23 protein-coding genes and 2 pseudogenes are annotated in these 25,936 nt (G+C 73.5%); 14 read left to right on the forward strand and 11 right to left on the reverse strand.

Going from position 1 to position 25,936, the window contains the following annotated elements; translation table 11 throughout:
• Nucleotides 1-4: 4 nt before the first annotated feature.
• Complete coding sequence (locus ACFV0T_RS28935) at nt 5-931, forward strand: glutaminase (protein WP_385785214.1); 927 nt, start codon at nt 5-7, stop codon at nt 929-931.
• 159 nt (nt 932-1,090) lie between these two features.
• On the opposite strand, the pseudogene ACFV0T_RS28940 reads toward ACFV0T_RS28935, so the two are convergent.
• Nucleotides 1,091-1,705: pseudogene (locus ACFV0T_RS28940) on the reverse strand (DUF6234 family protein); the annotation flags it as partial.
• Here ACFV0T_RS28940 and ACFV0T_RS28945 point away from each other — a divergent pair.
• The 3 genes from ACFV0T_RS28945 to ACFV0T_RS28955 all read left to right on the forward strand — a co-directional run bounded on the left by ACFV0T_RS28945 (nt 1,629) and on the right by ACFV0T_RS28955 (nt 6,705).
• Complete coding sequence (locus ACFV0T_RS28945) at nt 1,629-2,948, forward strand: hypothetical protein (protein WP_385785216.1); 1,320 nt, start codon at nt 1,629-1,631, stop codon at nt 2,946-2,948. The pseudogene ACFV0T_RS28940 and the gene ACFV0T_RS28945 overlap by 77 nt on opposite strands.
• A gap of 989 nt (nt 2,949-3,937) precedes the next feature.
• Complete coding sequence (gene mptB, locus ACFV0T_RS28950) at nt 3,938-5,332, forward strand: polyprenol phosphomannose-dependent alpha 1,6 mannosyltransferase MptB (protein ID WP_385785219.1); 1,395 nt, start codon at nt 3,938-3,940, stop codon at nt 5,330-5,332.
• Complete coding sequence (locus tag ACFV0T_RS28955; RefSeq protein WP_385785222.1) at nt 5,329-6,705, forward strand: glycosyltransferase 87 family protein; 1,377 nt, start codon at nt 5,329-5,331, stop codon at nt 6,703-6,705. Before mptB ends, ACFV0T_RS28955 begins: the two co-directional genes overlap by 4 nt.
• 56 nt (nt 6,706-6,761) lie before the next feature.
• On the opposite strand, the pseudogene ACFV0T_RS28960 reads toward ACFV0T_RS28955, so the two are convergent.
• Nucleotides 6,762-7,601, reverse strand: a pseudogene (locus ACFV0T_RS28960) (D-alanyl-D-alanine carboxypeptidase family protein); the annotation flags it as partial.
• 122 nt (nt 7,602-7,723) lie between these two features.
• The gene (gene rho / locus ACFV0T_RS28965) at nt 7,724-8,869 is read right to left on the reverse strand and encodes a transcription termination factor Rho (RefSeq protein WP_385785224.1); all 1,146 of its coding nucleotides are present in this window, start codon (nt 8,867-8,869) and stop codon (nt 7,724-7,726) included.
• A gap of 601 nt (nt 8,870-9,470) precedes the next feature.
• Here rho and ACFV0T_RS28970 point away from each other — a divergent pair.
• On the forward strand, nt 9,471-10,685 hold the full coding sequence (locus tag ACFV0T_RS28970; protein WP_385785398.1) for a cytochrome P450: 1,215 nt from the start codon (nt 9,471-9,473) through the stop codon (nt 10,683-10,685).
• Nucleotides 10,686-10,769: 84 nt separating this feature from the next.
• Here ACFV0T_RS28970 and ACFV0T_RS28975 read toward each other — a convergent pair whose 3' ends face one another.
• Nucleotides 10,770-11,537, reverse strand: a complete 768-nt coding sequence (locus ACFV0T_RS28975; protein ID WP_385785226.1) for an NPP1 family protein — start codon at nt 11,535-11,537, stop codon at nt 10,770-10,772.
• Between the two features lie 26 nt (nt 11,538-11,563).
• Nucleotides 11,564-12,706 (reverse strand): glycoside hydrolase family 19 protein, encoded by a 1,143-nt coding sequence (locus ACFV0T_RS28980; RefSeq protein ID WP_385785401.1) that lies wholly within the window; start codon nt 12,704-12,706, stop codon nt 11,564-11,566.
• Between the two features lie 160 nt (nt 12,707-12,866).
• Here ACFV0T_RS28980 and ACFV0T_RS28985 point away from each other — a divergent pair, with 160 nt between their 5' ends.
• From ACFV0T_RS28985 to ACFV0T_RS29010, 6 genes are all read left to right on the forward strand, one after another.
• Entirely contained in the window at nt 12,867-13,400 is a 534-nt protein-coding gene (locus tag ACFV0T_RS28985) for a winged helix-turn-helix transcriptional regulator (protein ID WP_385785229.1), read from the forward strand.
• Nucleotides 13,401-13,453: 53 nt separating this feature from the next.
• Nucleotides 13,454-13,963: an SRPBCC family protein gene (locus ACFV0T_RS28990; protein WP_385785231.1), complete on the forward strand. Its 510-nt coding sequence runs from the start codon at nt 13,454-13,456 to the stop codon at nt 13,961-13,963.
• Entirely contained in the window at nt 13,963-15,021 is a 1,059-nt protein-coding gene (locus ACFV0T_RS28995; RefSeq protein ID WP_385785234.1) for an LLM class flavin-dependent oxidoreductase, read from the forward strand. Before ACFV0T_RS28990 ends, ACFV0T_RS28995 begins: the two co-directional genes overlap by 1 nt.
• Nucleotides 15,022-15,139: 118 nt before the next feature.
• Nucleotides 15,140-15,868: a nuclear transport factor 2 family protein gene (locus tag ACFV0T_RS29000; protein ID WP_385785237.1), complete on the forward strand. Its 729-nt coding sequence runs from the start codon at nt 15,140-15,142 to the stop codon at nt 15,866-15,868.
• Nucleotides 15,865-16,149: a YciI family protein gene (locus ACFV0T_RS29005; RefSeq protein WP_385785240.1), complete on the forward strand. Its 285-nt coding sequence runs from the start codon at nt 15,865-15,867 to the stop codon at nt 16,147-16,149. The genes ACFV0T_RS29000 and ACFV0T_RS29005 overlap by 4 nt, the downstream gene beginning before the upstream one ends.
• Nucleotides 16,146-17,417 (forward strand): RNA polymerase sigma factor, encoded by a 1,272-nt coding sequence (locus ACFV0T_RS29010; RefSeq protein WP_385785404.1) that lies wholly within the window; start codon nt 16,146-16,148, stop codon nt 17,415-17,417. The genes ACFV0T_RS29005 and ACFV0T_RS29010 overlap by 4 nt, the downstream gene beginning before the upstream one ends.
• A gap of 7 nt (nt 17,418-17,424) precedes the next feature.
• Here ACFV0T_RS29010 and ACFV0T_RS29015 read toward each other — a convergent pair whose 3' ends face one another.
• On the reverse strand, nt 17,425-17,823 hold the full coding sequence (locus ACFV0T_RS29015; protein ID WP_385785243.1) for a nuclear transport factor 2 family protein: 399 nt from the start codon (nt 17,821-17,823) through the stop codon (nt 17,425-17,427).
• Nucleotides 17,824-17,919: 96 nt separating this feature from the next.
• Here ACFV0T_RS29015 and ACFV0T_RS29020 point away from each other — a divergent pair, with 96 nt between their 5' ends.
• Nucleotides 17,920-18,708 (forward strand): class I SAM-dependent methyltransferase, encoded by a 789-nt coding sequence (locus ACFV0T_RS29020; RefSeq protein ID WP_385785246.1) that lies wholly within the window; start codon nt 17,920-17,922, stop codon nt 18,706-18,708.
• 195 nt (nt 18,709-18,903) lie between these two features.
• Here the strand turns inward: ACFV0T_RS29020 and ACFV0T_RS29025 are convergent, their stop codons facing one another.
• From ACFV0T_RS29025 to ACFV0T_RS29040, 4 genes are all read right to left on the reverse strand, one after another.
• Nucleotides 18,904-19,695 (reverse strand): GntR family transcriptional regulator, encoded by a 792-nt coding sequence (locus ACFV0T_RS29025; RefSeq protein ID WP_385785249.1) that lies wholly within the window; start codon nt 19,693-19,695, stop codon nt 18,904-18,906.
• A gap of 131 nt (nt 19,696-19,826) precedes the next feature.
• Entirely contained in the window at nt 19,827-20,996 is a 1,170-nt protein-coding gene (locus tag ACFV0T_RS29030) for a serine hydrolase domain-containing protein (RefSeq protein WP_385785252.1), read from the reverse strand.
• Between the two features lie 181 nt (nt 20,997-21,177).
• The gene (locus ACFV0T_RS29035) at nt 21,178-22,146 is read right to left on the reverse strand and encodes an acetylxylan esterase (protein ID WP_385785255.1); all 969 of its coding nucleotides are present in this window, start codon (nt 22,144-22,146) and stop codon (nt 21,178-21,180) included.
• 351 nt (nt 22,147-22,497) lie between these two features.
• A complete protein-coding gene (locus ACFV0T_RS29040) occupies nt 22,498-23,088 on the reverse strand; it encodes a hypothetical protein (protein WP_385785258.1) in 591 nt (196 codons plus the stop codon).
• 443 nt (nt 23,089-23,531) lie between these two features.
• Between ACFV0T_RS29040 and ACFV0T_RS29045 the strand changes: the two genes are divergently transcribed.
• Nucleotides 23,532-24,458 (forward strand): zinc-binding alcohol dehydrogenase family protein, encoded by a 927-nt coding sequence (locus ACFV0T_RS29045; protein WP_385785261.1) that lies wholly within the window; start codon nt 23,532-23,534, stop codon nt 24,456-24,458.
• Nucleotides 24,455-25,210: a GNAT family N-acetyltransferase gene (locus ACFV0T_RS29050; protein ID WP_385785264.1), complete on the forward strand. Its 756-nt coding sequence runs from the start codon at nt 24,455-24,457 to the stop codon at nt 25,208-25,210. The genes ACFV0T_RS29045 and ACFV0T_RS29050 overlap by 4 nt, the downstream gene beginning before the upstream one ends.
• Nucleotides 25,211-25,326: 116 nt before the next feature.
• Here the strand turns inward: ACFV0T_RS29050 and ACFV0T_RS29055 are convergent, their stop codons facing one another.
• Complete coding sequence (locus tag ACFV0T_RS29055) at nt 25,327-25,767, reverse strand: MarR family winged helix-turn-helix transcriptional regulator (RefSeq protein WP_385785267.1); 441 nt, start codon at nt 25,765-25,767, stop codon at nt 25,327-25,329.
• Nucleotides 25,768-25,936: the final 169 nt, after the last annotated feature.

Genomic DNA, 25,936 nt, shown 5'->3' on the forward strand with positions numbered 1-25,936 from the left:
GATCATGACGACTTCGTCCCTCACGTTCCAGCCGGTCCTGGAGCGCATCGCCGACGAGGTCGGACGGACCCCGGGCCGTGGCCGGCCCGCCGACTACATCCCGGCGCTCGCCGCGCGTGACCCGCGCAGCTTCGGCATGGCCGTCGCGGAGCTGGACGGGACGGTGTACGGCGTGGGGGACTGGCGCGAGCCGTTCTCCACGCAGTCCGTCACCAAGGTCTTCACCCTCGCCCTCGACCTGGCCCGCGAGGGCGACGCCCTGTGGGAGCACGTGGGCCGCGAGCCCTCCGGCAACCCCTTCAACTCCCTGGTACAGCTGGAGTACGAGCACGGCATCCCGCGCAACCCGTTCATCAACGCGGGCGCGCTCGTCGTCACCGACCGCCTGCACACCCGTACCGGGGACGCGGCGGGCGAACTGCTCGCCTTCCTGCGTACCGAGAGCGGCAACCCCGAACTGGCCTTCGACGAGGAGGTCGCCGCCTCGGAGAACGCCCACGGCGACCGCAACGCGGCGCTCGCCCACTTCATGGCGTCCTACGGCAACATCGACAACCCGGTGCCGGTCCTGCTGGACCAGTACTTCCGCCAGTGCGCGATCACCGCCTCCTGCGCCGACCTGGCCCTGGCGACCTCGTTCCTGGCCCGCCACGGCATCCGCGCCGACGGCACCCGGCTGCTCACCCGCAGCCAGGCCAAGCAGGTCAACGCGGTGATGCTGACCTGCGGTACCTACGACGCGGCCGGCGAATTCGCGTACCGCGTCGGCCTGCCCGGCAAGAGCGGCGTCGGCGGCGGGATCATCGCGGTCGTGCCGGGCCGCTGCACGCTGTGCGTGTGGAGTCCGGGCCTGGACGAGCGCGGCAACTCGGTGGCGGGCGTCGCGGCCCTGGACCGCTTCACGACCCTCACCGGACTGTCCGTCTTCTGACCCGGTCCGCGACCCGGTGTTTGGTCCTCGCCCCGGTGCTCGACCCTGTTCTGATCCGGCTCCGGCCCGGCAGGTCGGCTCACGAGCCCTGGTACTCGCTCTTGTCGCCGCCGGACCGGCACTGCGACCGAGGTCCGCTGTGGTCGGGCCGCGGCGCGGGCACTGCGACCGGGGTCCGCTGTGGCCGGGCCGCGGCGCGGGAGGGTGGTCCTTCCGGTACTGCTCGGTCAGCGCCATCGACGCGACCACGAGGAGGACGAGTCCGGCGAGGACCTGTCCGGCGGCGGTGACGTACGCCCGCCCCCGGCCCGCCGCCACGGCCGTCACCAGGACGACGGCGCCCACGACGGCGACGTACACGCCCGCCTTGGTCATGCTGACGGCGGAGTTGTCGGCGCCGGTGTCGAAGAACGAGCAACCGGCGTTCTCCTCGCCCGCGAAGTACGCGAAGACCGCCGCGAAGGCGTCCACGGCGAGCAACACGAGGGCGAGGAACACATCGGCCACCGGGTGGAGGTGGTCGCGCCTCGGGGCGGGCGGTGGTGCGGGTGCCGTCGTCATGGCACCAGCGTGCTGTCCGACGCCGCGCGGCGTCCTGGGTACGGACACTCGACAAGTGCGGACGCGCCACTCGCTCAAGGGCCGCGCACAGAAATGCGGTTGAGCGCGGTTCGGGCCTTCGGCGATGATCGTCGGCATGTTCTCGCGCAGGAATCGCCGCCCGAAGTCCCCCGAACTGCTCAAAGCCTGGGAGTCCCTGGACGAGGGAGACATTCCCGGCGCCCTGCGCGCGCTGCGGGACGGCGCCGAGACCTTGCCGTCGGGCGAGGTGGCCCTCGTGGTGGCGCGGGCCGCGCAGACGGCCGGCTTCGAGGACCTCCACCGGGCCGCCACGGCGCTCGCCGCCGCCCCGGACCGGGCGCAGGAGCTCTACGCCTATGGCTACGCGTGCGTCGAGCGTGATGTGTCCTACCTGGCGATACCCGCCCTGCGCGAGGCCCTGAGCCGGGCGTCCGGGTCGGCTGCGGTGCTGCGCGAACTCGTCTCGGCGTACGAGCGCGAGGGCCGGCACGCCGAGGCCGTCGCGGTGCTCAGCGCGCACGAGAACGGGCTGGCCGACTGGCCCGACCGCTATCTGCTCGTCTACAACGCCCTGATGGCGGGCGACCTGGCCCTGGCCCGTCGCCAGCACGCGCTGCTGCCGGATCCGCAGGACCAGCGGTGGCTCGGCGCGCAGGCCCGCCAGGTGCGCATGCTCGAGCGCGCCGCGGGCGCCGAGGCGGTGAGCACGCTCGACCTCGGGGACCTTCGGGGCTGGCAGTTCGTCCTGGGCGGCACGGTGCTGGGCACGCTGTCCCCGTACGGCTTCGATGCGGGGATGGCGGGACGGTTCGCCTGGCTCCAGGACACCCACGACCAGTGCCTGCGGGGGCTGCTGCGGCTGCGGACGGTGCTGGAGGCCGCGGAGGCGCGCCCGCGTTCCGTGTCGCTGCTGCCCGACCGCGGCAGCCGGATCCTGGGCCTGGCCGCCGCCGACGTACTGGACCTCCCGGCGCAGGACTTCGCTCCCGGAGGAGAGGACACCGTCGTCATCGCCTACGACCTCAACGAGGTGGCCCGGGCGGACCAGGGCCCCGAGATCATCGGGCAGCTCTTCGAGCGGGCGGCGGGACAGGTGCTCCACGAGCACGCGAGCAACTGGACCGACCTGCCGGTCGTGACCGCGGACAGCGTCACGCTGCTGCACCAGTCGGCGTCGGCGCCGTGGGAGGGACACCTGGGGTTGGGCGACAGCGGCGGTGTGGAACGCTCGGCACCCGACGACCGCCCGGCGGCGGAGATCGCCGCGGAGATCGTGGCGGCCGATCCCGCGCCCGACGAGGGCGACGGCGCCACGCCCGAGGACCCGGACGACCGGCTCGCGGAGTTCGTCACCGCCGTACGCGGCACCTGGCTGCGGGGTGACCGGGCCGGTCTCAACTCGGCGGGCCCCGTGCGCAGTTCCAGGTTCGTCTGACCATTCCTCGACCCAGGTCACACGGTCGACCCGGTGGCCCGGACCGGTCGGACGAGTTCGCGACACCGTCGGGACGGGCGGCTCGGCGCCCCCGTCCGGACGGACGGTTGTCCAGGGCCCGCGTCCAGGGCCGGGTGGTCGGCTCGGCGGCCGGTCCGGGCGGACGAGTTCGTGACCCCGACTGCGCGGACGGTCCGCGGCCCCGTCCGGGTGGACGACTGCGTGCCCCCGTCCGGACGGACGGTTCCGCGTCCAGGGCCGGGTGGTCGGCTTGGCGGCGGGTCCGGGCGGACGGGTTCGTGACCCTGACTGCGCGGAAGGTCTGCGGCCCCGGTCGGGTTGGCGACTGCGTGCTCCCGTCCGGACGGACGGTTTCGTGTCCAGGGCCGGGTGGTCGGCTTGGCGGCGGGTCCGGGCGGACGGGTTCGTGACCCTGACTGCGCGGACGGTCTGCGGCCCCGGTCGGGTTGGCGACTGCGTGCTCCCGTCCGGACGGACGGTTTCGTGCCCCGGCCCGGGTGGTCGGCTTGGCGGCGGGTCCGGGCGGACGGGTTCGTGACCCTGACTGCGCGGACGGTCTGCGGCCCCGTCCGGGTGGGCGACTGCGTGCTCCCGTCCGGACGGACGGTTTCGTGCCCCGGCCCGGGTGGTCGGCTTGGCGGCGGGTCCGGGCGGACGGGTTCGTGACCCCGACTGCGCGGACGGTCCGCGGCCCCGTCCGGGTGGACGACTGCGTGCCCCCGTCCGGACGGACTGCTTCGCGCCCCTGCTCCCGCAGTCGAGTTGGCGCCCCGTCCCGGTGGGCGATCTCGCGCCCTTGGTCGCGCGGACGGCCTCGCGTGCCCCGTCCGGGTGGACGGCGTCGCGCCCACGATGGGGTGGGGGATTGCGTGCCTCGATCACATGGCGGTCATACTCAGGCCGCCGGGTGGAAGTCGGTCCGTCGCCTTCCGGCCATCCGGCGTTGACACCCTGACCGAGTGTTGGCCATGGCTTTTCCCGTCGATCTCCGCCGTTGCCAGGCTCTGGGCCTGGCCGGTACCGCCGTTCTAGCGCTGGGCGGTGAGACGGCCGGCGCCCTCCCGGCCCGGGAACTGCCCGCTCCGGCCTCGGCGCAGGCCGCCCTCGGCCTGGTCGGGGTGTACTTCGGCGTCGTCCTGCTGATAGCGGCCTGGGTGCTGCTCGGGCGTCTCGTCCGCAGCGCCGATCCGCCGACCCCGCGCGCCCTGCTGCTGGTGCTCGCGGTGTGGGCGGCCCCGCTGCTGATCGCGCCGCCGCTGTTCAGCCGGGACGTCTACAGCTATCTGGCCCAGGGGGCCATGGTGGACGCCCACATCGACGTCTACGCCCACGGGCCCGCGCAGCTGGGCGGTCCGCTCGCGGACGAGGTCGCCCCGCTGTGGCAGCACACCGCGGCCCCGTACGGCCCGGTCTTCCTCGGCGTCGCCTCCGCGCTCTCCGGTCTCACCCGGGGCGAACTCCCCGCCGGGCTCATCGGTATGCGGCTGGTCGCCCTGGTCGGCGTGGCCCTGATGGCGGCCGCGCTGCCCCGCCTCGCCCGCCACAGCGGTGCCGATCCGGCCGCCGCCCTGTGGCTGGGCGTGCTCAACCCGCTCGTGCTGCTGCACCTGGTCGCGGGTGCCCACAACGACGCGATGATGCTCGGTCTGCTGGGCCTCGGCCTGGTCGCGGCACTCGGTGGGCGGCCGGTCCTCGGCGCGATGCTCATCACCCTCGCGGCCCTGGTGAAGGCGCCCGCGGCGCTCGGGCTGGCCGCGGTGCTCGTGCTCCAGATCCGCGCGGGCCACCGTCCGGCCCGGGCCGTTTTGACGACGACGGTCGCCGCCGGCGCCACCACGGTCGCCGCGACGGCCCTGGCGGGCACCGGATACGGCTGGACGGGCGCCCTGGACACCCCGGTCTCGCCGCACAACTGGGCGCTGACCAGCCTGCTCGGCAGTGCCACCGGCGCCCTGCTGAAGCGGCTCGGCAGCGACCTCGCGCCGCTGGCGATGCCCGTCTGGCACGTGCTCGGCCTCGCGCTGACCGCGGTCGTCGTCCTCGTCATATGGTGGCGGCTGCGCCCGCACCCCGTGTACGCGCTCGGCCTGAGCCTCGCCGCGGTGGCCGCCTTCGGTCCGGCGATACGTCCCTGGTACGCCCTGTGGGGGCTGTTCCTCATCGCGGCCGCCGCGCCCAGCACCTCGGTACGGCACCGGGTGGCGGCCGTCACGGCGGTGCTCGCGCTCGCCGTACTGCCCAGCGGCGGCCCCGCCGACGTCGGACAACTGGTGCTTGCGGTCTCCGGCGGCGCCCTCGCCGTCGTCGTCCTGTGGCAGGCGCACCAGGCCGCGCAGGCACCGGCCCTCGGGCGGACGGCATGAGAGCGCCCCGCACGGACGCCGCCCGGCTCCTCCTCGTCCTGGCCCTCGCCACCGCCGTGACCGTGTTCACCGCGACGGTCCCGCTGCTGCGCGACTGGTTCGACCTGCGTGTCTACTACGGCGCCGTCGACACCTGGGTGCACCACGGCGGCAAGCTCTACGACTACCAGGTGCCCGGAACGACGTACGGCTTCACCTACCCGCCGTTCGCGGCCGTCGCGATGCTCCCGATGGCCCTGCTCGGCCTGCACACCGCCATCGCCGTGGCGTTGTTGCTGAACCTGCTGGCGCTGGCGGCGGTGCTGCGCATGCTCACCGGCCGCGCGTGGCGGCGCCACGGCTGGTACGGCTGTGCCCTCGCGCTCTGCGCGCTGGCGTTGTTCGAACCCCTGCGGGACACCTTCAGCTTCGGCCAGGTGAACGTGCTCCTGCTGGCCCTCGTCCTCACCGACGGATGGCTGCTGTCCACCGGGCGGGGCCGTTGGGCCGGGGTGGGCATCGGCCTCGCCGCGGCCATCAAGCTGACGCCCGCGCTGTTCATCGGTCTGCTGCTGGTGGCCCGCCGGTGGCGGGCCGCGGCGGTGGCGACGGCGGTGGCGGTCGCGGCGACGGCGCTGGCCGCCTGGGTGGCACCGGGCCCCTCGCGCTTCTACTGGACCGAGGCGATGTGGGACACCACCCGGGTGGGCCGGCTCGACTATGTCTCGAACCAGTCGCTGCAAGGCATTCTCGCCCGTGCGGGCGTCCTGGACCGGGCGGCCTGGGCGACGGTGGTGCTCCTCGTACTGGGCGTGTGGGCGTTCCGGTCGCGCCGGGCGGCGGCGGCCGGCGACTGGCAGGCGGCCTTCGCCCTCACCGGACTGACGGCCTGTCTGGTCAGCCCGATCACCTGGGTGCACCACCTGGTGTGGCTGCTGCCGTCCTTCGTCCTTCTCGTCCGTAGGGGGCACCCGCGGGTCGCGGGTGCCCTGTACGCGGTGCTGTGCACCAGCGTGGTGTGGCTCTGGTTCGACGACTCCTCCGGCGTGGACGGTTTCCTCGGCGGCAGCGCCTACGCGTGGATCACGCTGGGCCTGCTGCTGTGGCTGCCGCTCGGTCAGTCACCGGGTGTACGCGTGCCCTTGGAACGCAGTGCCAGTGCCACCGCCCCCGCACCGAGACCGGCGGCCGCCGAGATCGCCCAGGTCTCCGGCCAGCCAGGACCGCCCTCGGGAGCGACGGTCGCCGCGACCGGCAGTGCGACGGGACCGGCCTGCGGTTTGACCCGCAGCGCGTCCAGCGACCCCACGGGATCGACCCGGCCGGCCGCCGCGAACCCCCAGTCGAGCAGCTCGCGCGCCTCCTCGTACACGGCGAAGCCGCCGTCCGTCTGAGGGTTCATCACCGTGACCACCAGGGTGCGTCCGCCCTTCTTCGCCGCGGCGACGAGCGTGTTGCCTGCGTTGCTGGTGTAGCCGTTCTTGACGCCGATCAGTCCCGGATACGGGGCCACGCCGTCCTCGCCGGTCAGCAGCCGGTTGGTGTTCTCGATCCCGTACGACCAGCCGTCGCCCTCCGGGAACCTGGCGTCGACCGTGCTGCAGTAGCGCGCGAACTCGGCGTTGCGCAGCCCTGCCCGCCCGAAGACGGCGAGGTCGTACGCGGACGACACCTGGCCCGGTGCGTCGTAGCCGTCGGGGGAGCGGACGTGGGTGTCGCGGGCGCCGAGGGTGCGGGCCTTGTCCTGCATGAGGGTGGCCGTGGCGTCCCAGCCCCCGCTGAGCGAGGCCAGTACGTGCACGGCGTCGTTGCCGGAGTTGAGGAACACGCCGTGCCACAGGTCGGAGACCCGGTAGGTGTGCCCCTCGTCGACCCCGACGAGGCTGCTGCCCGGTCCGATGCCCTCCAGCTCCTGTGCCTTGACGGTGTGCTGGATGCCCGCGGGCAGGAGCGGCAGCACCGTCAGGGCGAACAGGGTCTTCAGGGTGCTGGCGGGCGGTAGTTTGCGGTGCGCGTCGTGCGCGGCGAGCACCGCGCCGCTCCCGGCGTCGGCCACCACCCAGGAGAGCGCGGAGACGTCCGGGACCTCGGGCGCCCCGGGATGGGGCCGGACCTGGGTGCCGGACCGCTTGAGCGGATCGGGCCGCACCGCCGCCGCCCGCGCCCGCCCTGCCGCACCGGGGTTCGCCGCGGCCTCGGCGGCCGCCGCGACGGGTGTGAGGGCGAGTACGCCCGCCACACAGAGCGCGCAGGTCGACAGGGCCGTCCGAGATGGGAATCCGATTGTCATACCGCAAACGTAGGAACGGACCGTCCCGGCGGCGCGCTGTCAGGGCCGAACGCGACACGCGAGCACCCGGATGCCGCACGCGGGGCGCGGCCGGCCCCGGCCGGTCGCGCTGTGCCGCCGTCTCAGCCGGTGGGCAGCGTCGGCTGGATCCGCCGCAGGAACGTGGCGTTGTCGGGGGTCGCGCGCAGCCGTTCCAGGAGGGTCTCCAGGTTCGTATGGCCGTCGCGGGACACCAGGGCGCGGCGCAGGCCGCGGACAACCGTCAACTCGGTCGGGGACAGGAGGAGTTCCTCGCGGCGGGTGCCGGAGGGGGTGATGTCGACGGCCGGGAACACCCGGCGCGAGGCGAGTTCGCGCTCCAGACGGAGTTCCATGTTGCCGGTGCTCTTGAGCTCCTCGAAGAAGAGGTCGTCGGCGCGCGAGCCGGTCTCGACCAGGGCGGTGGCGAGGATGGTGAGCGAGCCGCCCTCCTCGGCCGGCCGGGCGGCTCCGAAGAGCCGCTTCGGGCCGTGCAGCGCGGCCGCGTCGACACCGCCGCTGAGGGTGCGGCCGCCGGCGGAGGCGGCGTTGTTGTGCGCCCGGCACAGGCGGGTCAGCGAGTCGAGGAGCACGACGACGTCCTCACCGGCCTCGACGAGCCGCTTGGCCCGTTCGATGACGAGTTCGGCGAGCGCGATGTGCTGCCTGGGCGTCCGGTCGAAGGTCGAGGCGTACACCTCACCGCGCACGCAGCGCCGCATGTCGGTGACCTCTTCGGGGCGCTCGTCGAGCAGCACCACCATCAGGTGGCACTCCGGGTGGTTTCCGGCGATCGCGGCGGCGATCTGCTGGATGAGCACGGTCTTGCCGGTCTTGGGCGGGGCCACGATGAGCCCGCGCTGGCCCTTGCCGACGGGGGTGAGCAGGTCGGCGACCCGGCCGGCGAGCCCGGACGCGGGGTGCTCGAGGCGGAGCCGCTCATGCGGGTGCAGCGGGGTGAGGTCGCCGAAGGTCCGGCGGCGGCGCATCTCGTCGGGGGTGCGGCCGTCTACGCGCTCGACCGAGGCCAGGGCGCGCCGGTCGCCGCGTACGCCCTCGACGAGGTCGCCCTTGCGCAGGCCGTGACGGCGGATCAGCGCGGGGGAGACCTGGGGGTCGTCGGCCGTGGGCAGGCAGTTCTCGGCGCGCAGGTGCCCCTTCCCGCCCGCGTCGATGTCGAGGACACCGGTGACGGTCGGGGTGGCGGGGGTCCGCTGTCGGAGGGGAGGGTGATCGAGTGTGGTGGTCATGAGGGGCGGTCCTTTCGAGGACGGCAGGCATGGGACATGCGGAAGGAAGGGGAGGGGCCGCGGGGGAGAGGCGATCGTGCGCGTCTCTGGGCGGCGGGGAACAGCACCTCGGGCAGGGCGAAAACGCCTGTGACCACAGAACCGGTCTGCTCACGAGGTGTTGCGGGGAAGCTGTCGCGCCGACGGGGAAACGGTGGGCGAATCAGCGAGGTGAAGAGGAAATGCACCGGCGCCCACAACAGGGCGTACACAAGTGCTGAATGCACTGTACCACCCGAAGAGCGGTCGCGGCAGTGACGTACGGCTCATCGGAGCCCGCCGCCGACGCGATGCGATGTGGATCGATGTGGATCGATGTGGATCGATGTGAACAGGCCCGCCCTGCGCAGACGGTCGAAGCTGTCGGTCGAAAGACGTCCGGGAAGCCGCCCCAGCAGGGCCTTCCCGGCGGTCACCACGGCGGCCCCACCTAACCCGGAGCCTTCGCCGAGGGCCTGCGCGACCCGCTGTGAACGGGCAGAATCGATCGCCGTACGGCGTCGAACCCACCCCCTGCGACCAGGAGTCGTCCGTGGACCACCGGCCTGCCACGTCCCACCGCATGGACCCCTCCGGCGGCTGCCCGCACGCCGACAACGCCCGGCTGCTCGCCCGGGGCGCCGTCTGCCCGGTCGTCCTGCCGGGTGAGATCGAGGGGATGGCCGTCCTCGGCCACGAGGCGCTCAGGGAGTTCCTCGCGCACCCGGAAGTCGCCAAGGGCGCGAGTCACTTCACCGCGCTGCGCGAGGGGCGGGTCGGCGCGGGCTGGCCGCTGCTGACCTTCGCGACCGTGCGGGGCATGACCACCGCCGACGGCGACGACCACCGGCGCCTGCGGTCCCTGGTGAGCCGGGCCTTCACCACCCGGCGCGTCGAGGAACTCCGGCCCCGTGTGGAGGAGTTGACCGAGGCCCTGCTCGACGATCTCGACCGGGCCGCCGCCGACGCGGAGGGGATCGCCGACCTGCGCCGGCACTTCGCGCTCCCGCTGCCGATGGGCGTGATCGGCGAACTGTTCGGCGTCGGCGCCGAGTACCGCGAGCGGTTGCACCACCTGTCGAACCAGGTGGTCGCGACCGACATCGGCCCCGAGCAGGCCGTGGCCGCCAACCGTGAACTCGTCGACGTCCTCGGCGAGATCGCCGCCGCCAAGGCCGAGCGGCCCGGCGACGACCTCACCAGCGCGCTGATAGCGGCCCGGGAGGAGGACGGCGACCGGCTCGGCCGGCCCGAACTGATCGGCACCTTGGTGCTGATGATCATCGCCGGGCACGAGACCACGCTCAACCTCATCACCAACGCCGTACGTGCCCTGTGCGGCCACCGTGAGCAGCTCGCGCTCGTGCGGCAGGGGGCGGCGGACTGGGGTGACGTCGTCGAGGAGACGTTGCGCTGGGACGCGCCCGTCAGCTACTTCCCGTTCCGCTACCCCGTGCGGGACCTGACACTCGACGGCACCGTCATCCCCCAGGGCACGCCCGTCCTGGCCGGATACTCCGCCGCGGGACGCGATCCGGCCACCCACGGACCCGACGCCGACCGCTTCGACGTCACCAGGCCCCGCCGGACCGGAGCCGTGCGCAGTCTCTCGCTCGGCCACGGCGCCCACTACTGCCTGGGCGCCCCGCTGGCCCGGCTCGAGGCGACCACCGCGCTGGAGCGGCTGTTCACCCGCTTCCCGGACCTCGAACTGGCCGTGCCCGAGGCCGGACTCGCGCGCCACTCCAGCTTCGTGGGCAACAGCGTCCGCGCCCTGCCGGTCCGCCCGCGGCCCTGAGCCGGACACCGGCTCCCGAGTGACGGGAAGTACCGAGCGGGGGCCGGGGGGTCACACACCCCGGCCCCCGCTCGTGCCCTGGCGTCAGGCGTTCGGGTCGAACGGGATTCCCGACGGCATGGAGTGGGCGAGGGCGTACGCGAAGTCCCCGTCCTTGATCTTGATGGTGGCGCTGCCGAAGTTCGCGCTCAGCAACTTGTCGCGGAAGCCGGCCGGGTAGCCGTCCCAGCCGACGAGGCGCGGGTAGAACCAGCCGCCGGTCGCGTTCTCCGGCGGGTCGTCGTTGGTGTTGGCGAAGCGGAAGCAGTGCGTCGAGACGCCGTCCTTGTGGTAGACGATCTTCGGGTGGGTGCCGTCGAACCGTACGGCCGAGCGGGCGGCCACCTGGTAGCCGCTGTGTTGCGACACCGACACGTACTGGACCTCGTCGTTGTTGATCCACACCACGACGTGCTCCCAGTCGTGGGTGTGCCCGATGGCGGCCGGCCCGAGGGTGGCCTGGTCCTTCTCGAAGTAGCTGGCGTACATCACGGCGCACCAGCCGTTGTTGCACTTCTCCCGCGAGTAGGTGTTGGCGTTGGCCAGCTGGGCGTAGTCGTGACAGTGCCCGTTGACGTCACCGCCGAGCTTCAGGCCGGGGTTGATGGCGCCGTCGGCGCCGATGGCCGCCGTGGCGTAGCAGCCGTCGCCGTCGTAGTCGTACGCCGGAGAGAAGCTCTGCTCCAGGCCGTCGGCGTTCTGCGGCAGCAGTTGGAGCACGCTCGCGTGGGCGCTCGCCGGGACCGCGACGACGAGTGTCAGCGCGCCCAGCACCCCGAGCAGGCCCTTGGTGAGAGACCTCAGGTCGTGCATCACGTCTCCTTGTGGGACTGCCCGCGTCAGCAGTAGAGGTTGGCGCCGGGGCTGACCCCGAGGATCTGGGTGAAGCGCTGGTAGGCGTCGACGCGGCTCTGGACCTGGGCGGGGTTCCTGCCGTCGCATTCGAGGGATCCGTTGATGGAGCGGATGGTCTGGCCGAAGCCGGCGCTGTTGACCATGGCGTTGTGCGGGGTCATGCTGCCGGGGCCGGACTGGGTGTTCCAGTACCACAGGCCGGTCTTCCAGGCGACGGAGGCGTTGTTCTCCACCTGCCAGGGGTTGTTCAGCAGGTCGATGCCCAGGGCGTCGCCCGCGGCCTTGTAGTTGAAGTTCCAGGACAGCTGGATGGGGCCGCGGCCGTAGTAGGCGGCCTGGCCGGCCGGGCAGCCGTAGGACTGGCTCCAGTCGCAGTAGTGCGGGTAGTTGGCGGTGTTCTGCTCGACGACGTGGACCAGCCCGCCGGTCTCGTGGTTGACGTTGGCCAGGAAGGCGGCGGCCTCCTGCTTCTTGACCGTGTCGGATCCGGTCTTGGCGAAGCCCGGGTAGGCCGACAGCGCGGCGGTGAGCCCGCTGTAGGTGTAGAAGCCGTTGCGGCCCGGGAACATCTGGTTGAACTGCGCCTCGCTCACCACGAAGCCCGAGGGATTGCCGCCGCCACCGCTCGCGGGGGCGTTCCACTTCTGGTTCGCGCCGCCCGTGCACGTCCAGATCTGCAGGCGGGTGCCGTTGGCGCTGTTGTTCTCCCGCACGTCGAGGCACTTGTTCGCGGCCGGGTTCACTATGTCGTGGGCCGCGGTGACCACCCACTGCTGGTTGGCGCTGCCGGCGCAGTCCCACAGCTGGACCGCGGCCCCGTCGGCGGTGCTCCGGTCGACGATGTCGAGACACTTGCCGAGCGCGCGCAGGGTGCCGTCGCCCGGGTTGGACCAGATCTGGGCGCCGGTGCCGTTGCAGTCGTAGAGCTGCACGGCGGTCCCGTTGGCGCTGCTCGCGCCCGCCACGTCGACGCACTTCCCGGCCAGCCCGCTGATCTGGCCGTCCGCCGCGCGCGCGGGCGTGACGGTCAGCAGAGCGGTCAGCAGGGCGGCGAGAGCGGCGGCGAAGGCGAGACGGTCGAGGGCGAGACGTCTGCGCCGGAACGGGCCGAGGCGAAGGGTGGACATCATGGACGTCACTCCTTGGCGGTGAGGTGGGGGGTGAGGGTGGGTCCAGGGGCACCTGAGCGCAGCCGAGATGCCAACAGGTCCAGACCATGGCAGGTGCGGAGGGGTGCGTCAACTCTTAAGGAAAGAAGTGAAGTTGGCGGTTGGCTATCGTTACGTCATGCGGCGAACATCCTTTTCGAACTGGCCGTGCTCCATCGCCAGAACCATGGATCTGCTCGGTGACGCGTGGACGCCACTCGTGCTCCGTGAGGCCTTCTACGGGATCCGTCGCTTCGACGAGTTCCAGCGGGAACTGGGCATCGCGCGCAACACGCTGGCCGACCGGCTGCGCCTGCTGGTCACCGAGGGCATGCTCGACAAGCGGCCCTATCAGGACGAACCCCGACGCTACGACTACGTGTTGACGGAGAAGGGGCGGGACTTCTTCGGCGTGCTCGCCGTGATGTCCCGGTGGGGCGACCGGTGGCTCGCGGGAGGGGAGGGCGCGCCGGTCGTCTTCCGGCACCGGACCTGCGGTCACGACACCGAGGCCGAGGTGGTCTGCGCCGCCTGCCGCGAGCCGCTGCGGGCCGAGGACACCTCGATGCGGATGGGGCCCGGCTATCCGGAGCGGCTGAGGCACCGGCCGGAGATCCGGCGCCGATTCGACACGCCCGACCACGCCGATGCCGCCGACTCCCTTGACGAGTGAGTCCAATGACGCAACTCTGAAGGCCAGACCCCTTGTTGAGGAGGCCGACCGGAGTGAAGTGGACGGGCGCGCGCTACACCGACAAACCCACCGTCGAGGTGCGGACCTGGATCGACGCACCACCCGAGCGGGTGTGGGAGCTCGTCTCCGACGTCGGGCTGATGCCGAGCATGAGCGACGAACTCCAGTCGATCGAATGGCTCGACGGCGCCACCCGGCCGGCCGTCGGCGCCCGCTTCCTCGGCCGCAGCAGGCATGAGGCGTTCGGCGAGTGGGCCACCACCTCGTACGTCATCGAGTGCGAGCCCGGCCGCGTCTTCGCCTGGGCGGTGCAGGACCCCGCCGACCCGTCGGCGGTCTGGCGCTTCCGGCTCCACGCGGGCGACGGCGGCACCGAACTGTCGCAGTGGATGCAGATGGGTCCCGGCCGCTCCGGACTGTCCGTCGCCATCGACCACATGCCGGAGAAGGAACAGAAGATCGTGTTCGTGCGGCTGCGCGAGTTCGAGCAGAACATGACCGCCACCCTGGACCACATCAAGAAGCGGGCGGAGGACGACTGATGCGTACCGCGACCACCGTCGAGGCCTCGGGCGGCGAACCCTGGTCCGAGCAGACCGACTTCGTCGTCGAGGCCGAGAAACTCGGTCTCGACGTCTGCTGGGTGGCGGAGGCCTGGGGCTCCGACGCGCCCTCCGCCCTCGGCTACTACGCGGCCCGTACCGACCGGATGCTGCTGGGCTCCGGAGTCATCCAGATCGGCACCCGCACCCCGGTGGCCGTCGCGCAGACCGCGATCACCCTCTCCAACCTCTCCGGCGGGCGATTCCTGCTGGGGCTCGGCGCGTCCGGCCCGCAGGTGATCGAGGGCCTGCACGGCGTCCCGTTCGCCAAGCCGCTGGCCCGGATGCGGGAGACCGTGGAGATCGTGCGGCGCGTGCTCGACGGCGGCCGGATCTCGTACACCGGCAAGGAGTTCCGTATCCCGCTGCCCGGCGGCGACGCGGTCCCGATGCGCCTGTCGGCGCGGGCCGAACACCCCGTCCCCGTCTACCTCGCCGCCCTGTCACCGGCCATGCTGCGGCTGACCGGTGAGGTCGCCGACGGCTGGCTCGGCACCAGCTTCGTGCCCGAGGGCGCGGCCGAGGCCTACTTCGCCCCGCTCGACGAGGGGCTCGCCCGACGCGGGCGCGGGCGGGCCGACCTCGACGTCTGCCAGGGCGCCGAGGTCGCCTTCGCCCCCGACGAGGAGGCGCTCGGCGCGATGGTGGCCGGCCGCAAGAAGGAACTCGCCTTCAGCCTCGGCGGCATGGGCTCGGCGTCGACCAACTTCTACAACCGGGCCTACAGCCGCCAGGGCTGGGCGGAGGTGGCCGCCGAGGTGCGCGAGCGCTGGCAGTCGGGCGACCGGGACGGCGCGGCCGCTCTCGTCACCGACGAGATGGTGCTGGGCACGACGCTGATCGGCACCGAGGCCATGGTCCGCCGACGGCTGCGGGTGTGGCGGGACGCCGGGGTGGACACCGTACGGCTGTATCCGGCCGGCCGGACGCTGGACGCCCGGCTCGCCACCCTGGGCCGGGCGATCGAGCTCGTCCGGGAGCTCGACACCGCGGCGTGACGACCCGGCCCCGGGCGCCGGAGAAGCTCCCGGCAATCTTTTTTCCGGCGTGGTGTCGATGCGCGCCGCCTCCGTTCGTCGGTGGGGTGTAGGAACCAAGTGACGACCGGGAGGACCCATGAAGTACATGCTGCTCGTCTGCGGCGACGACACCGCCGACGCCTCGGGCATGGCGCCCGTCGAACCCTGGGTGGAGGAACTCGGCGACCGCGGCGTACGGCTGCACGGCCACCGCCTGGCGCTGCCCGCCGAAGCCGTCACCGTACGGGTGCGCGGCGGCGAGGTGCTGCGCACCGACGGACCGTTCGCGGAGACGAAGGAGTACGTCGCCGGCTACGACATCCTGGAGTGCGCGAGCCTGGAGGAGGCGGTCGAGGCCGCCGCGAAGCATCCGGTGGCCGCCCTCGGTGCCATGGAGGTGCGCCCCTTCTGGCCGATGGAGGGTGAGGAGGAGGCCGAGAAGCGGATCCGCCGCCTCGAGGCCGAACTGACCGAGGCGGCCCGGGACCGGGACGTCGACCGGGCACTGGCCTGCTACGCGCCCGACGCCGCGATCGTCCTCCCGGACAGCGGCCCGGAACCGCTCGACACGGAGGCCTTCCGCAAGGCCCAGCAGAGCGCCTACGCCGACCTCTCCGGGCCGGTGCGCCGCGAGGTGCTCTCCTTCCGCCTCCGCGTCGACGAGAGCGTCGCCTTCGCCCACGCCCTGGTCCGGATCGACGCCGACCGCGGCGACGGCACCCCGCAGGCCAGGACCCTGCGCGTGACCACCGGCTACCGGGCCGTCGGCGACCGCTGGCTGATCGCCCACGAACACGCCTCGGCCCCGGGGGACGGCCTGTCGTGAAGTACGCCCTGTTCGTCTGCGCGCCGGCCGGCGGCGAGGAGACCGGCCCCGGCCGGCTGCCCGGCGCAACCTGGCTGCGCCCGGCCGCCGACGCCACCACCGTGCGCGCCGCGGGCGCCGAGATCCTGCTCGCCGACGGGCCGTTCACCGACTCCGCCGAGTACGTGACGGGGCTCGACATCGTCGAGGCGGCCGACCTCGACGAGGCCATCGCCCTCGCCGCCGGCCACTCCGCGGCGCTGGGCGGCGGCACGGTGGAGGTACGGCCGGTGTGGGAGTGACACGGCACGACGTCGAGGCGGCGGTCGCCGCCGCCTTCCGGGAGGAGTGGGGCCAGATCGTGGCCGGTCTCATCCGGCTGACCGGCGACTGGGACCTCGCCGAGGAGTGCGCCCAGGACGCTTTCGCCCGGGCGCTCGACCGGTGGCGGCGCGACGGAGTGCCGCACCGCCCCGGCGCCTGGCTGACCACCACCGCCCGCAACCGCGCCCTCGACGTCCTGCGCCGGGAAGCGGTCGGGGCGCAGCGACTCGAGGAGGCGGCGGTGCTCGCGCGGACCGAGGACCCGTACGGCCCGGACGAACCCGACGACGGCAGCGGGGTGCACGACGACCGGCTGCGGCTGATCTTCACCTGCTGTCACCCGGCCCTGCCGATCGAGGCCCGGGTGGCCCTGACCCTGCGGACGCTCGCGGGCCTCACCACGACGGAGATCGCCCGCGCCTTCCTCGTCCCGGAAGCGACGATGGCGCAGCGACTGGTCCGTGCCAAGCGGAAGATCCGGCACGCGGGCATCCCCTACCGGGTACCGCCCGCGCATCTGCTGCCCGAGCGCACGACCGGCGTCCTCGCCGTGCTCTACCTCCTCTTCAACGAGGGGTACGCGGCGACGGCCGGCGCCGACCTGGTCCGTACGGACCTGTGCGCGGAGGCGGTCCGGCTGGCCCGGCTGCTCGCCCGCCTCATGCCCGACGAGCCCGAGGCGCTCGGTCTGCTCGCCCTCCTGCTGCTCCACGACGCGCGCCGGAGCACCCGCGTCGACCCGGCCGGCGACCTGGTCACGCTGGAGGACCAGGACCGGACGCGATGGGACCGGGCCGCCGTCGACGAGGGCGCCGGCCTGCTGGAGAGCGCCCTGCGCCGCGGCCGCCCCGGCCCCTACCAGATCCAGGCGGCCATCGCGGCCTGCCACACCACCGCGGCCACGGCCGCCGAGACCGACTGGGCGGACATCGCGGGCCTCTACGGCGAACTCCACCGCCAGGTGCCCTCGGCCGTGGTCCGGCTCAACCGCGCGGTCGCCGTGGGCATGGCCGAGGGCCCCGAGCGGGGCCTGGAACTGGTGGCCGAACTGGAGCGGGAGGGTGACCTCGCCGACTACCACCTGCTCCCGGCCACCCGCGCCGACCTGCTGCGGCGCGCGGGGCGGACCGCGCAGGCGGCCGAGGCGTACGAGCACGCGCTGGACCTGGTGGAGAACGCGGCGGAGCGCCGCTTCCTGGAACGTCGGCTCGCCGCATGCCGACCGCGTCCGCCGGTCCGGCCCTAGATCCCGCTCAGGCGGAGCGTGCCTCCGCCTCCTTCACGATCTGGTCGAAGCGCGCGCCCATGGCCGCCGCCAGGGCCTGGGCGCCGGACAACGGGCGGACCATGACCGTCAGTTCGTCGATCAGGCCGTTGTCGTCCAGGTGGATGAAGTCGCAGCCGGTGAGTTCACGTTCGCCCACCCGCGCGGCGAAGACCAGCGCGTGGTCGCGGCCGTCGGCCCCGGTGAGTTCGCGCTCGTAGCGGAAGTCCTCGAAGACCTGGCTGACAGCGCGCAGGATCGCCGCGGTGATCGCCTTGCCCGGGTACGGCTTGAACACGACGGGGCTGGTGAAGACCACGTCCTCGGCCAGCAACGCCTCCACGGCGTCGAGATCGCCCGTCTCGACGGCCTCGCGGAACGCGCGCATCGGATCACCTCATAGTCAATTAGTTGAGTAGAGGTGGTCAGGGTAATCACCCACGGTCGAGCGTGTCCATGAACCGGTTCGTCTAGGCTGGCCATGATGTTCAGCCCCGAAGGTCCCACCCTGCGCGAACTCGCCGTCCAGGCGCTGTCCTCCGTCGAACACGGCTACGACCTGCTCGCGCCGAAGTTCGACCACACCCCGTTCCGTACACCGGACTCCGTGCTCGACGCGATGGCCTCCGCGCTCGAGGCGGACGGGCCCGTCGACGACGGACTGGACCTGTGCTGCGGCACGGGCGCCGGGATGGACGTCCTGGCCCGGGTGTGCCGCAGGAGCGCCACCGGCGTCGACTTCAGCGCGGGCATGCTCGCCGAGGCCCGCGCGCGTACGGCGGACCCCGGGGTGCGGGTCTCCTGGGTCCGGGCCGACGCACGGGCCCTCCCGTTCGGCCCCGCCTTCGATCTCGTGGTGAGCCTCGGGGCCTTCGGTCACTTCCTGCCCCGGGAGCTGCCGGGCCTGTTCGCCCAGGTCCGCTCCGTGCTGCGGCCCGGCGGCCGCTTCGTGTTCCCGGTGGTCGCCCCGCCCCGCCCGTCGTCCCCGGCGTTCTGGATGCTGTGGGGATTCGACGCGGGCATGCGGGTGCGCAACGCCGTGTGGCGGCCGCCGTTCGTCATGTACTACCGCGCCTTCCGGCTCGCCGACGCACGGCGGGAGTTGGAGCGGGCCGGGATGCGGGTGGGTCATCGCGCGCTGCCCGAGTTCGGGCGACGGCGCGACGGAAGCCCGCGCGTGCGGCTGGTCACGGCCGAGCGGCCGCACCCGCGGCCGCCGAGCCGCGTCGGCGGTCCGGCGGTACGGCGTACCGGGGGAAGTCCCCTTTCCTGAGCCGTGGCCGAACCGGTCGAAGGCGAGCGGGCGGCCACCCGCGCCACCCCGGCCACCCCCGCGGGACGCAGCCGTACCGTCGCCTCGATCGGGTGAGCCTGGCGGTTCGCCGATCCCAGGCGCTTCACGCCCCGATGCAAGGAGGCGTACGGCGTGACACCGCAGGAGTGGCGCGGGGCCCTGCCCGGCCGACCGTCAGCCGGCCGCGGGCAGGGTGAACTCGTAGACCAGCGCGTCCTGCCGGGCGTCCACGACCAGGTCGGTGATCTCCAGGGGGCGGGCGTACTGGTCGTGGACGCGTCGGGTCACCCGCATCGAGGGCGCGCCGTCCAGCCGGGTGATGGAGTCGCGGTGGTGCAGGGTCAGGCCCGCCCTGCGCATCCAGTCGTAGGCCCGGCGCAGTTGGGCCGCCGCGGTGCCGTCGGCGCGGTCGCGGTAGCGGGCGAGTTCCTCGACCTCGGACAGCGCCACGGCGGAGAACGACGTCACCGCCGTGCGCCGGCCGCCTCCGTCGGCGCCGGCCGACTCGTAGCGGTGCACGAGGGTCGGCCGATGGGGGGCGAGGCCCAGTGCCTCGGCGTGCTCCGGCGAGGGAGGCTCCCAGGTGACGCTCGCCCGGTCCACGGCGCCGGGGTCCGCGGCCCGGGCGCCGACCGGGAAGGCGAGCGAGGCCGGGTCCTCCAGGGCGTGACCCGGCAGGGTGGCGTGGCTGCCGCGCCGGTCGGTGGCGACCAGGCCGTCGTGCCGCAGCACCTCCAGCGCCTGTCGCACGGTCTCCCGGCTGACCCCGAAGTGCTCGGCGAGCCGCCGCTCGCCCGGCAGGCGCTCGCCGGGCGGGACGGTCCCGTCGCGCAGCTCGCCCAGCAGCTCCGTGGCGATGCGCCAGTAGAGGGGCCGGTCGTCGGTCTGCGAGTGGTCGTGGTCGTGGTCATGGTCGGGGTCGTGTCCGTGATCGTGGCCGTGGTCGTGGGGGGTGGTGCGGGCCATGCCGCGCCTCCTGTCGGTGACAAGACGTAGCCGTGCGGGCTCATTGCGCGACCAGATCTAAGCATTGGTCTAAACCACCAGGGAAGGTGGGCCCGCCAGTTCGGCCGAAACCGGCCCGCACGGACCGCCCGTCACACCACGCTGTACACGGCGTCGAGCAGCGCCATTTTCCTCGGGTCGTCGGCGATATGAGGCCCCATCCGGTTCATCACGTAGCCGAGCGACAGCCCGGCCTCCGGGTCGGCCAGACCGCAGGAGCCGCCGAAGCCGTCGTGGCCGAAAGCCCTCGGGTTGGGTCCGTACGATCCGTTCGGGCCGCTGAGCCACAGACCCAGCCCGATCTCCGTCTCCTGGGCGAAGCCGGCCCCGAGGACCAGGTCGCGGCAACTGCCCTGGCCTTCGCGCACCCGCTCGGCGGCCTCGGGGGAGAGGACCCGGTCTCCGGCGTGGGAGCTCCGGCCGGCCAGGATCCCGTACAGCGCGGCCACGGCACGGGCCGTGCCGTGGCCGTTCGCGGCGGGGATCTCGGCGGCCCGCCACTCGGGTGTGTTGGCCTCGGCCGCCCCCGCCGCCGGGTTGGTCAGTGCGGCGAGCGCCGCGGGCGCCAACTGGGCGAAGACGGCGGCCTGTTCACTGCTCGCGGCGGCCGGCGGGTGCACCAGCTCGGCCGCCCGTCCGGCCTCCTTCTCGGGCAGTCCGATGGTGAAGTCGATCCCGAGCGGCCCGGTCACCTCTCGCTCCAGGAACGCGCCCGGCCGCAGCCCCGAGACCCGCCGCACCACCTCGCCGACCAGGAAGCCGTACGTCAGCGCGTGATACCCGGACCGTGTCCCCGGCTCCCACCACGGCTCGGTCGCCGCGAGCCGACGGGTCGTCAGTTCCCAGTCGTAGAGGTCCTCGAGCGTGTGCGGCTCCCGCAGGCCGGACAGGCCCGCGCGGTGCGACAGCAGATGCCGTACGAGAACCTTGTCCTTGCCCGCGGCCGCGAACTCGGGCCAGTACGTGGCCACCGGCGCGTCCGGGTCCAGCAGCCCGCGGTCGGCGAGGATGTGCGCGCACAGCGCCACCGGGCCCTTGGACGTCGACCACACGTTGACCAGCGTGTCCCGCTCCCACGGCCGGGTGCGCGCCGCGTCGGCCCAGCCGCCCCACAGATCGGCCACGGTCACGCCGTCGACCGTGACGGTGACCGCGGCGCCCAGTTCGCCCCGCTCCCGGAAGTTCTCCTCGAACGCCGTGCGCACCGGCGCGAATCGCGCGTCGCAGTGGCCGTGGACCTGTGGCTCGTGCAGCTCGGGCATGCGTCCTCCGTCGTCCGCCGGAACCCCGGGCCGCGACGCGGCGACCCGGGCTCCAAGAACGTACCGACTGGTCGGACTGGAGGGAAGACCGGGGGAACGGCCGACGGGGAGGCCGGTGCGGATGCAGCCCTTCGCCCGACGGGGGAAGGGGCTCCCTCCGCCCGGCGCGTCTCAAGATCCCTCAGGCGTACGACCGCAGCCAGCGCAGCTTGGTCGCCTCCTGGTACGGGCCGCCGCCCTCGTGGTCGTTGAAGTCGTACACCTCGATCGCCTTGTCGTCGGGCGCCCAGGCGTTGAAGGCCGCGAAGACCGTCGAGGGCGGGCAGGTCTGGTCCTCCAGGGCCGCCGAGAAGAGTGCGGGGGCCCGGCCGCGGGCCGCGAAGTGCACCCCGTCGAAGTAGGAGAGGGTGCGCAGGGCGTCCGTGCCGCGGCCACGGTGCGTCTTGAGGAAGAGCCCGATCTCCCGGTAGGGGTGACGGTCCGTCAGGGTCGCCGCGCGCGGGTAGTCGCACAGGAACGGCACGTCCGGGGCGACCGCGGCCAGGTCCGGGACCAGGCCGCCCACGGCGATGGTGATGCCGCCGCCCTGACTGGCGCCGAGCGCCACCGTCCGGGACGCGTCGGTCAGCGGGTGCGACCGGGCGGCCTCGACGGCCCGCACGGCGTCGGTGAACACCCGGCGGTAGTAGTAGTTCTCGGGCGCGTCGATGCCACGGGTCATGAAACCGGGGTACGCGGGCGCACCGCCCACCGGGTCGGCGGTGCCGCCACCGCCGCCCCAGGCGCTGCCCTGGCCGCGGGTGTCCATGACGAAGTGGGCGCGGCCCGTCGACGCCCACAGCAGGTGCTCGTGCGGCAGGCCGCGTCCGCCGCCGTACCCGACGAACTCCACCACCAGCGGCAGCGGCTCCTCGGCCCCGGCGGGCAGCGTCAGCCAGCCCTTCACCGGGTGACCGCCGAACCCGGCGAACGTCACGTCGTAGACCCGCACCGTGGCCAGGCCCGTGTCGACCGGCTCGAAGCGGGCGTCCAGGTCGTGTCCACGTGCCTCCTGGAGCGTCTTCGACCAGAACACGTCGAAGTCCTCCGGCTCGGCGGACTCGCTGCGGTACTCACGGAGCTCGTCGAGGGGAAGGTCGAACAATGCCATCGAGGACCGCCTTCGGTGAGAACGGAGCGTGCGACGACACACCGTACGTGTCGCGGCGAAGCGTGCGCCAGGGCGCTGTGAAACGGTTCAATCGCCGGCCGCCGGAGAGGTCACGGCATGGGAGGGGGCAGGTGCTCCCGATGGCACGGGGGCGTCGCGCGTGTGGCCGGCGCGGGAGAGCTCGTGTGCGGTGGCGAGGAGCGGGAGGGGTGAGGGGGACGGGGGAGGGGGACGCGCGCCGAGGGGTGCTGGAGAGGTCACGTGCGGTTCCGGGTGCTGGTGAGGTCTGGTGAGGTCACGCGGGTCGCAGGGTGCTGGTGAGGTCATGCGCGGTGCCGGGCCCCGGAGGGGTCACGCGCGGTGGCGGCGCGTCCACTCCGGCTCGGTCCGGGCCCAGTCCCGCTCCCACTCGGCCATCCGGTGCCGCAGGGCCACTCGGCGGACCGTCCCCTGCCCCAGGAGCACCAGGGCGACGGCGGCGGCCGTGCCACAGGCCCCCGCGCAGAACGTGTGCTGCCAGACCGCCGTCCGGGTCGACGGCGGGGCGACGCTCCGGCCCCGCGGGTCCAGCCACACGTCGACCCGGTCACCGCGGTGCACCCCGGCCGGCACCCGTGCCGTGACCGTCCGCACGCGGCCGTCCGGCTCCGTCCAGCGCACGGCGACGCGATACGTGTGCTGTGAGGTCGCCGCCTCCATGTAGGGCAGTGTGTCGGGCGTCCGGCCGGTCACCTCGGCCCGCACCCGATGGCGTTCCGCCCGCTCGGCCGCGGCGAGTGACCGCGCCTCGTCGTGCGCCCACCAGCCGGCGAACGCCCCGCCGAGGGGCGCGCCCACCAACAGCAGGACGGTGACGAGCAGCGCCGTCCACACCTCGATGACGTCCGACCTGCGCCGCAGCGCACTGCGCCGCAGGCGCCGAAGCCGTGTCCGGGTCCGCATGTCGACCGACCTCCTCCCCGTCACCGGAGCCGAGGGGCCGGAGGGAGCGGTACCGGAGGCCGGTGTGTCACTCCCCCCGCACCACGTGCGAGAGCCACATGAGTTTCGTACCCCGTTCGAAGGACATCGATCGCGAGCCGCGCGCATCGCGGCGGACGGGCCGCCCGCCGACCGCGTGCGCACGGAGGTGGTCCGGGCGCCGAACGTGCGGGCCCCGGCGCGCTCGGGCGGCCCGCTGCCGACACCGGCCGTCCGCGCCGCAGCCGCCGTACGCGCACGTCAGGCAGGCCCTGGCGGTGTTCCGCCCGCGATCGTGAAGGCGGTATGAACTCTCCCGCGCCCGGGAATAGCCGACCGTCGATCTCTCTTGCACGAGGCGTGCCGTCCATCGGATCGAACCGCACGAGCCGTGGCACGGCGACAGCGAAGGAGAGTGGGAGCAGATGCCGAAGGCGTACGTCTTCACCCGGTACGGCGGCCCGGAGACGCAGGAGCAGGCCGAGGTGGACCGGCCCCGTCCCGGCCCCGGCCAGGTCCTCGTCGCGGTCCGCGCGGCGGGGGTGAACCCCGTCGACTGGAAGCAGCGCACGGGCTTCCGGCGGCCCGGCGAGAGCGGGGAGCGGGAGTTCCCCGTCGTCCTGGGCAACGAGGTCTCCGGAGTCGTCGAGGAGACCGGCGAGGGCGTGACCGGCTTCTCCGTCGGTGACGAGGTCTTCGGCAACACGGCGGCCGGCGGCTACGCCCAGTACGCGCTGCTGCCCGCCGAGGTGACCGCGCACAAGCCCGCCGGCCTGTCCCACACCGACGCCGCCACCCTGCCGGTGGCCGCCGCGACCGCCTACGACGGGGTCCGCCAGCTCGGCCTGCCCGCCGGGGCGACCCTCCTGGTCACCGGTGCGGGCGGCGGGGTCGGCTCGGCCGTCGTGCAGATCGCCGGCGCCCTCGGACTGCGCGTCGTCGGGGTCGCGAGCGCGGCCAAGAAGGACTTCGTCGAGTCGATCGGCGCCGTCCACGTGCCCTCCGGACCGGACTGGACCGAGCGGGCCCGCGCCGCCGCCCCGGACGGCGTCGACGGCGTCTACGACCTCGTCGGCGGCCGGGTGCTCGCCGACGCGGCGACCCTGCTGACCGACCGCACCCGGCTGATCACCGCCGGGGCGCCGGAGCAGGAGGTCGTGCGTCTGGGCGGCGCCCGCGTCGAGCGGGCGCGCACCGCGGCCGTCCTGGCGGCGGTGGCGGATCTCGTGGTCGAGGGCTCCCTCGACCCGCACGTCACCCGCACGTTCCCGCTGGAGCGGGCGGGCGAGGCGCTGCGTGCCGTCGAGGAGGGCCACGCCCGTGGCAAGGTCGTGATCGAGGTCGCCGTATGAGCACTCCCCAGGACATCCCCCTGGCCATCCCCGAGCCGAGGCAGCGGCACGTCCTCGACAACCCCGCCCTCGCCTCCCTCACCGGCCCGCACGCCCGATTCGCCGAGCGGCGCGGCCGGGTGCTGCGCTATCCCGTCGACGTCTCGCCCTGGCAGGCCCTGCCCGACGAGCCGGACGCCGACGACTGGGCGGACCTCGCCGCGCTCGCCGGCCCCGGGGCCGAGGTCCCGCTGCTCGGCTTCCGCGGGCAGGTCCCGCCCGACTGGGAGATCACCTTCCACGTGGCCGGCGTCCAGCTGGTGGACGAGGGCATGACCACCGCGCCGGATCCGGAGGCGGTCCGTCTCGGCCCCGCCGACGTGCCCGAGATGCTCGACCTGGTCGCCCGCACGCAGCCCGGCCCCTTCCAGGCCCGCACCGTCGAACTCGGCACCTATCTGGGCATCCGGCGGGACGGCGCCCTCGTCGCCATGGCGGGGGAGCGGCTGCACCCGCCCGGCTGGACCGAGATCAGCGCGGTCTGCACCGACCCGTCCGTCCGCGGCCAGGGCCTGGCCACCCGTCTGATCAGGGCCGTCGCCCATGGCATCCGCGCCCGCGGCGAGACCCCGTTCCTGCACACCGGCGCCGGCAACACGGGCGCCATCCGGCTGTACGAGTCCCTGGGCTTCCGTCTGCGGCTCAGGACGGCCTTCATGGCGGCGCGGGCGCCGGAGCGGCTGACGGAGGGCCGGACGGTGGCGGTGTCGTAGCGAGGGGTCGCGGCCGGTCGCACCCGGCTGTACCCCTCCGCCCTCGCCGTGACGGAGTGACGCAGGGGTGCGGCCGGCCGTCCGTGGCGGCGGAGTGACGGTCCGGTCCGGCGCCCTCAGTCGTCCGTGGGGAGCGAGGCCGGCCAGGCGTTGTAGCGCTCGAGATACCCGGCGAACCGCTCCAGATCCTGCTCCGGCCATTGCGCGAGCCGTTCCCGGAAGGCGGCCCGGCGGCTCTGCGTGACCTGGAGGAGGATGCCGCGGCCGGCGTCCGTCAGATGCAGGACCTGGACGCGGTGGTCCTGCGGGTCGACCCGGCGCTCGATCAGACCGGCCCGCTCCAGCGCGGCGACCTGGCGGCTGACGGTGGACTTGTCGAGGGCGTAGTGCGCGGCCAGGTCGGTGGCCCGGCAGCCGTCCCGCTCCTCCAGGTGGCCGAGCAGCGTGTACGAGACCAGCGACAGTTCGGGGTGTATCCGGCCCGCCGAGGCGCGGGCCCGGCGGGCGAAGACCGTCATCTCCCGATGGATGCTCTCCACGGCCTCGGTCGCTGTCACCGGAACTCCCTCGTCCTCCTGGTTGCATAGTACAACTCGTGGGTGGGGCGAGGCCGCCGACCGGCGGCCCGAAGGGACGGTGGCAGCCTGCCCGTTGGGGTAAGGTGGCGGTCCGGCTGTGGACTGCCCCAGCCCGGAAGATCGAGGAGGTGGGACCCATTACCGCTGG

This window comes from Streptomyces sp. NPDC059582 (assembly GCF_042735715.1).
In the GTDB taxonomy this organism is placed as follows: Bacteria; Actinomycetota; Actinomycetes; order Streptomycetales; family Streptomycetaceae; genus Streptomyces.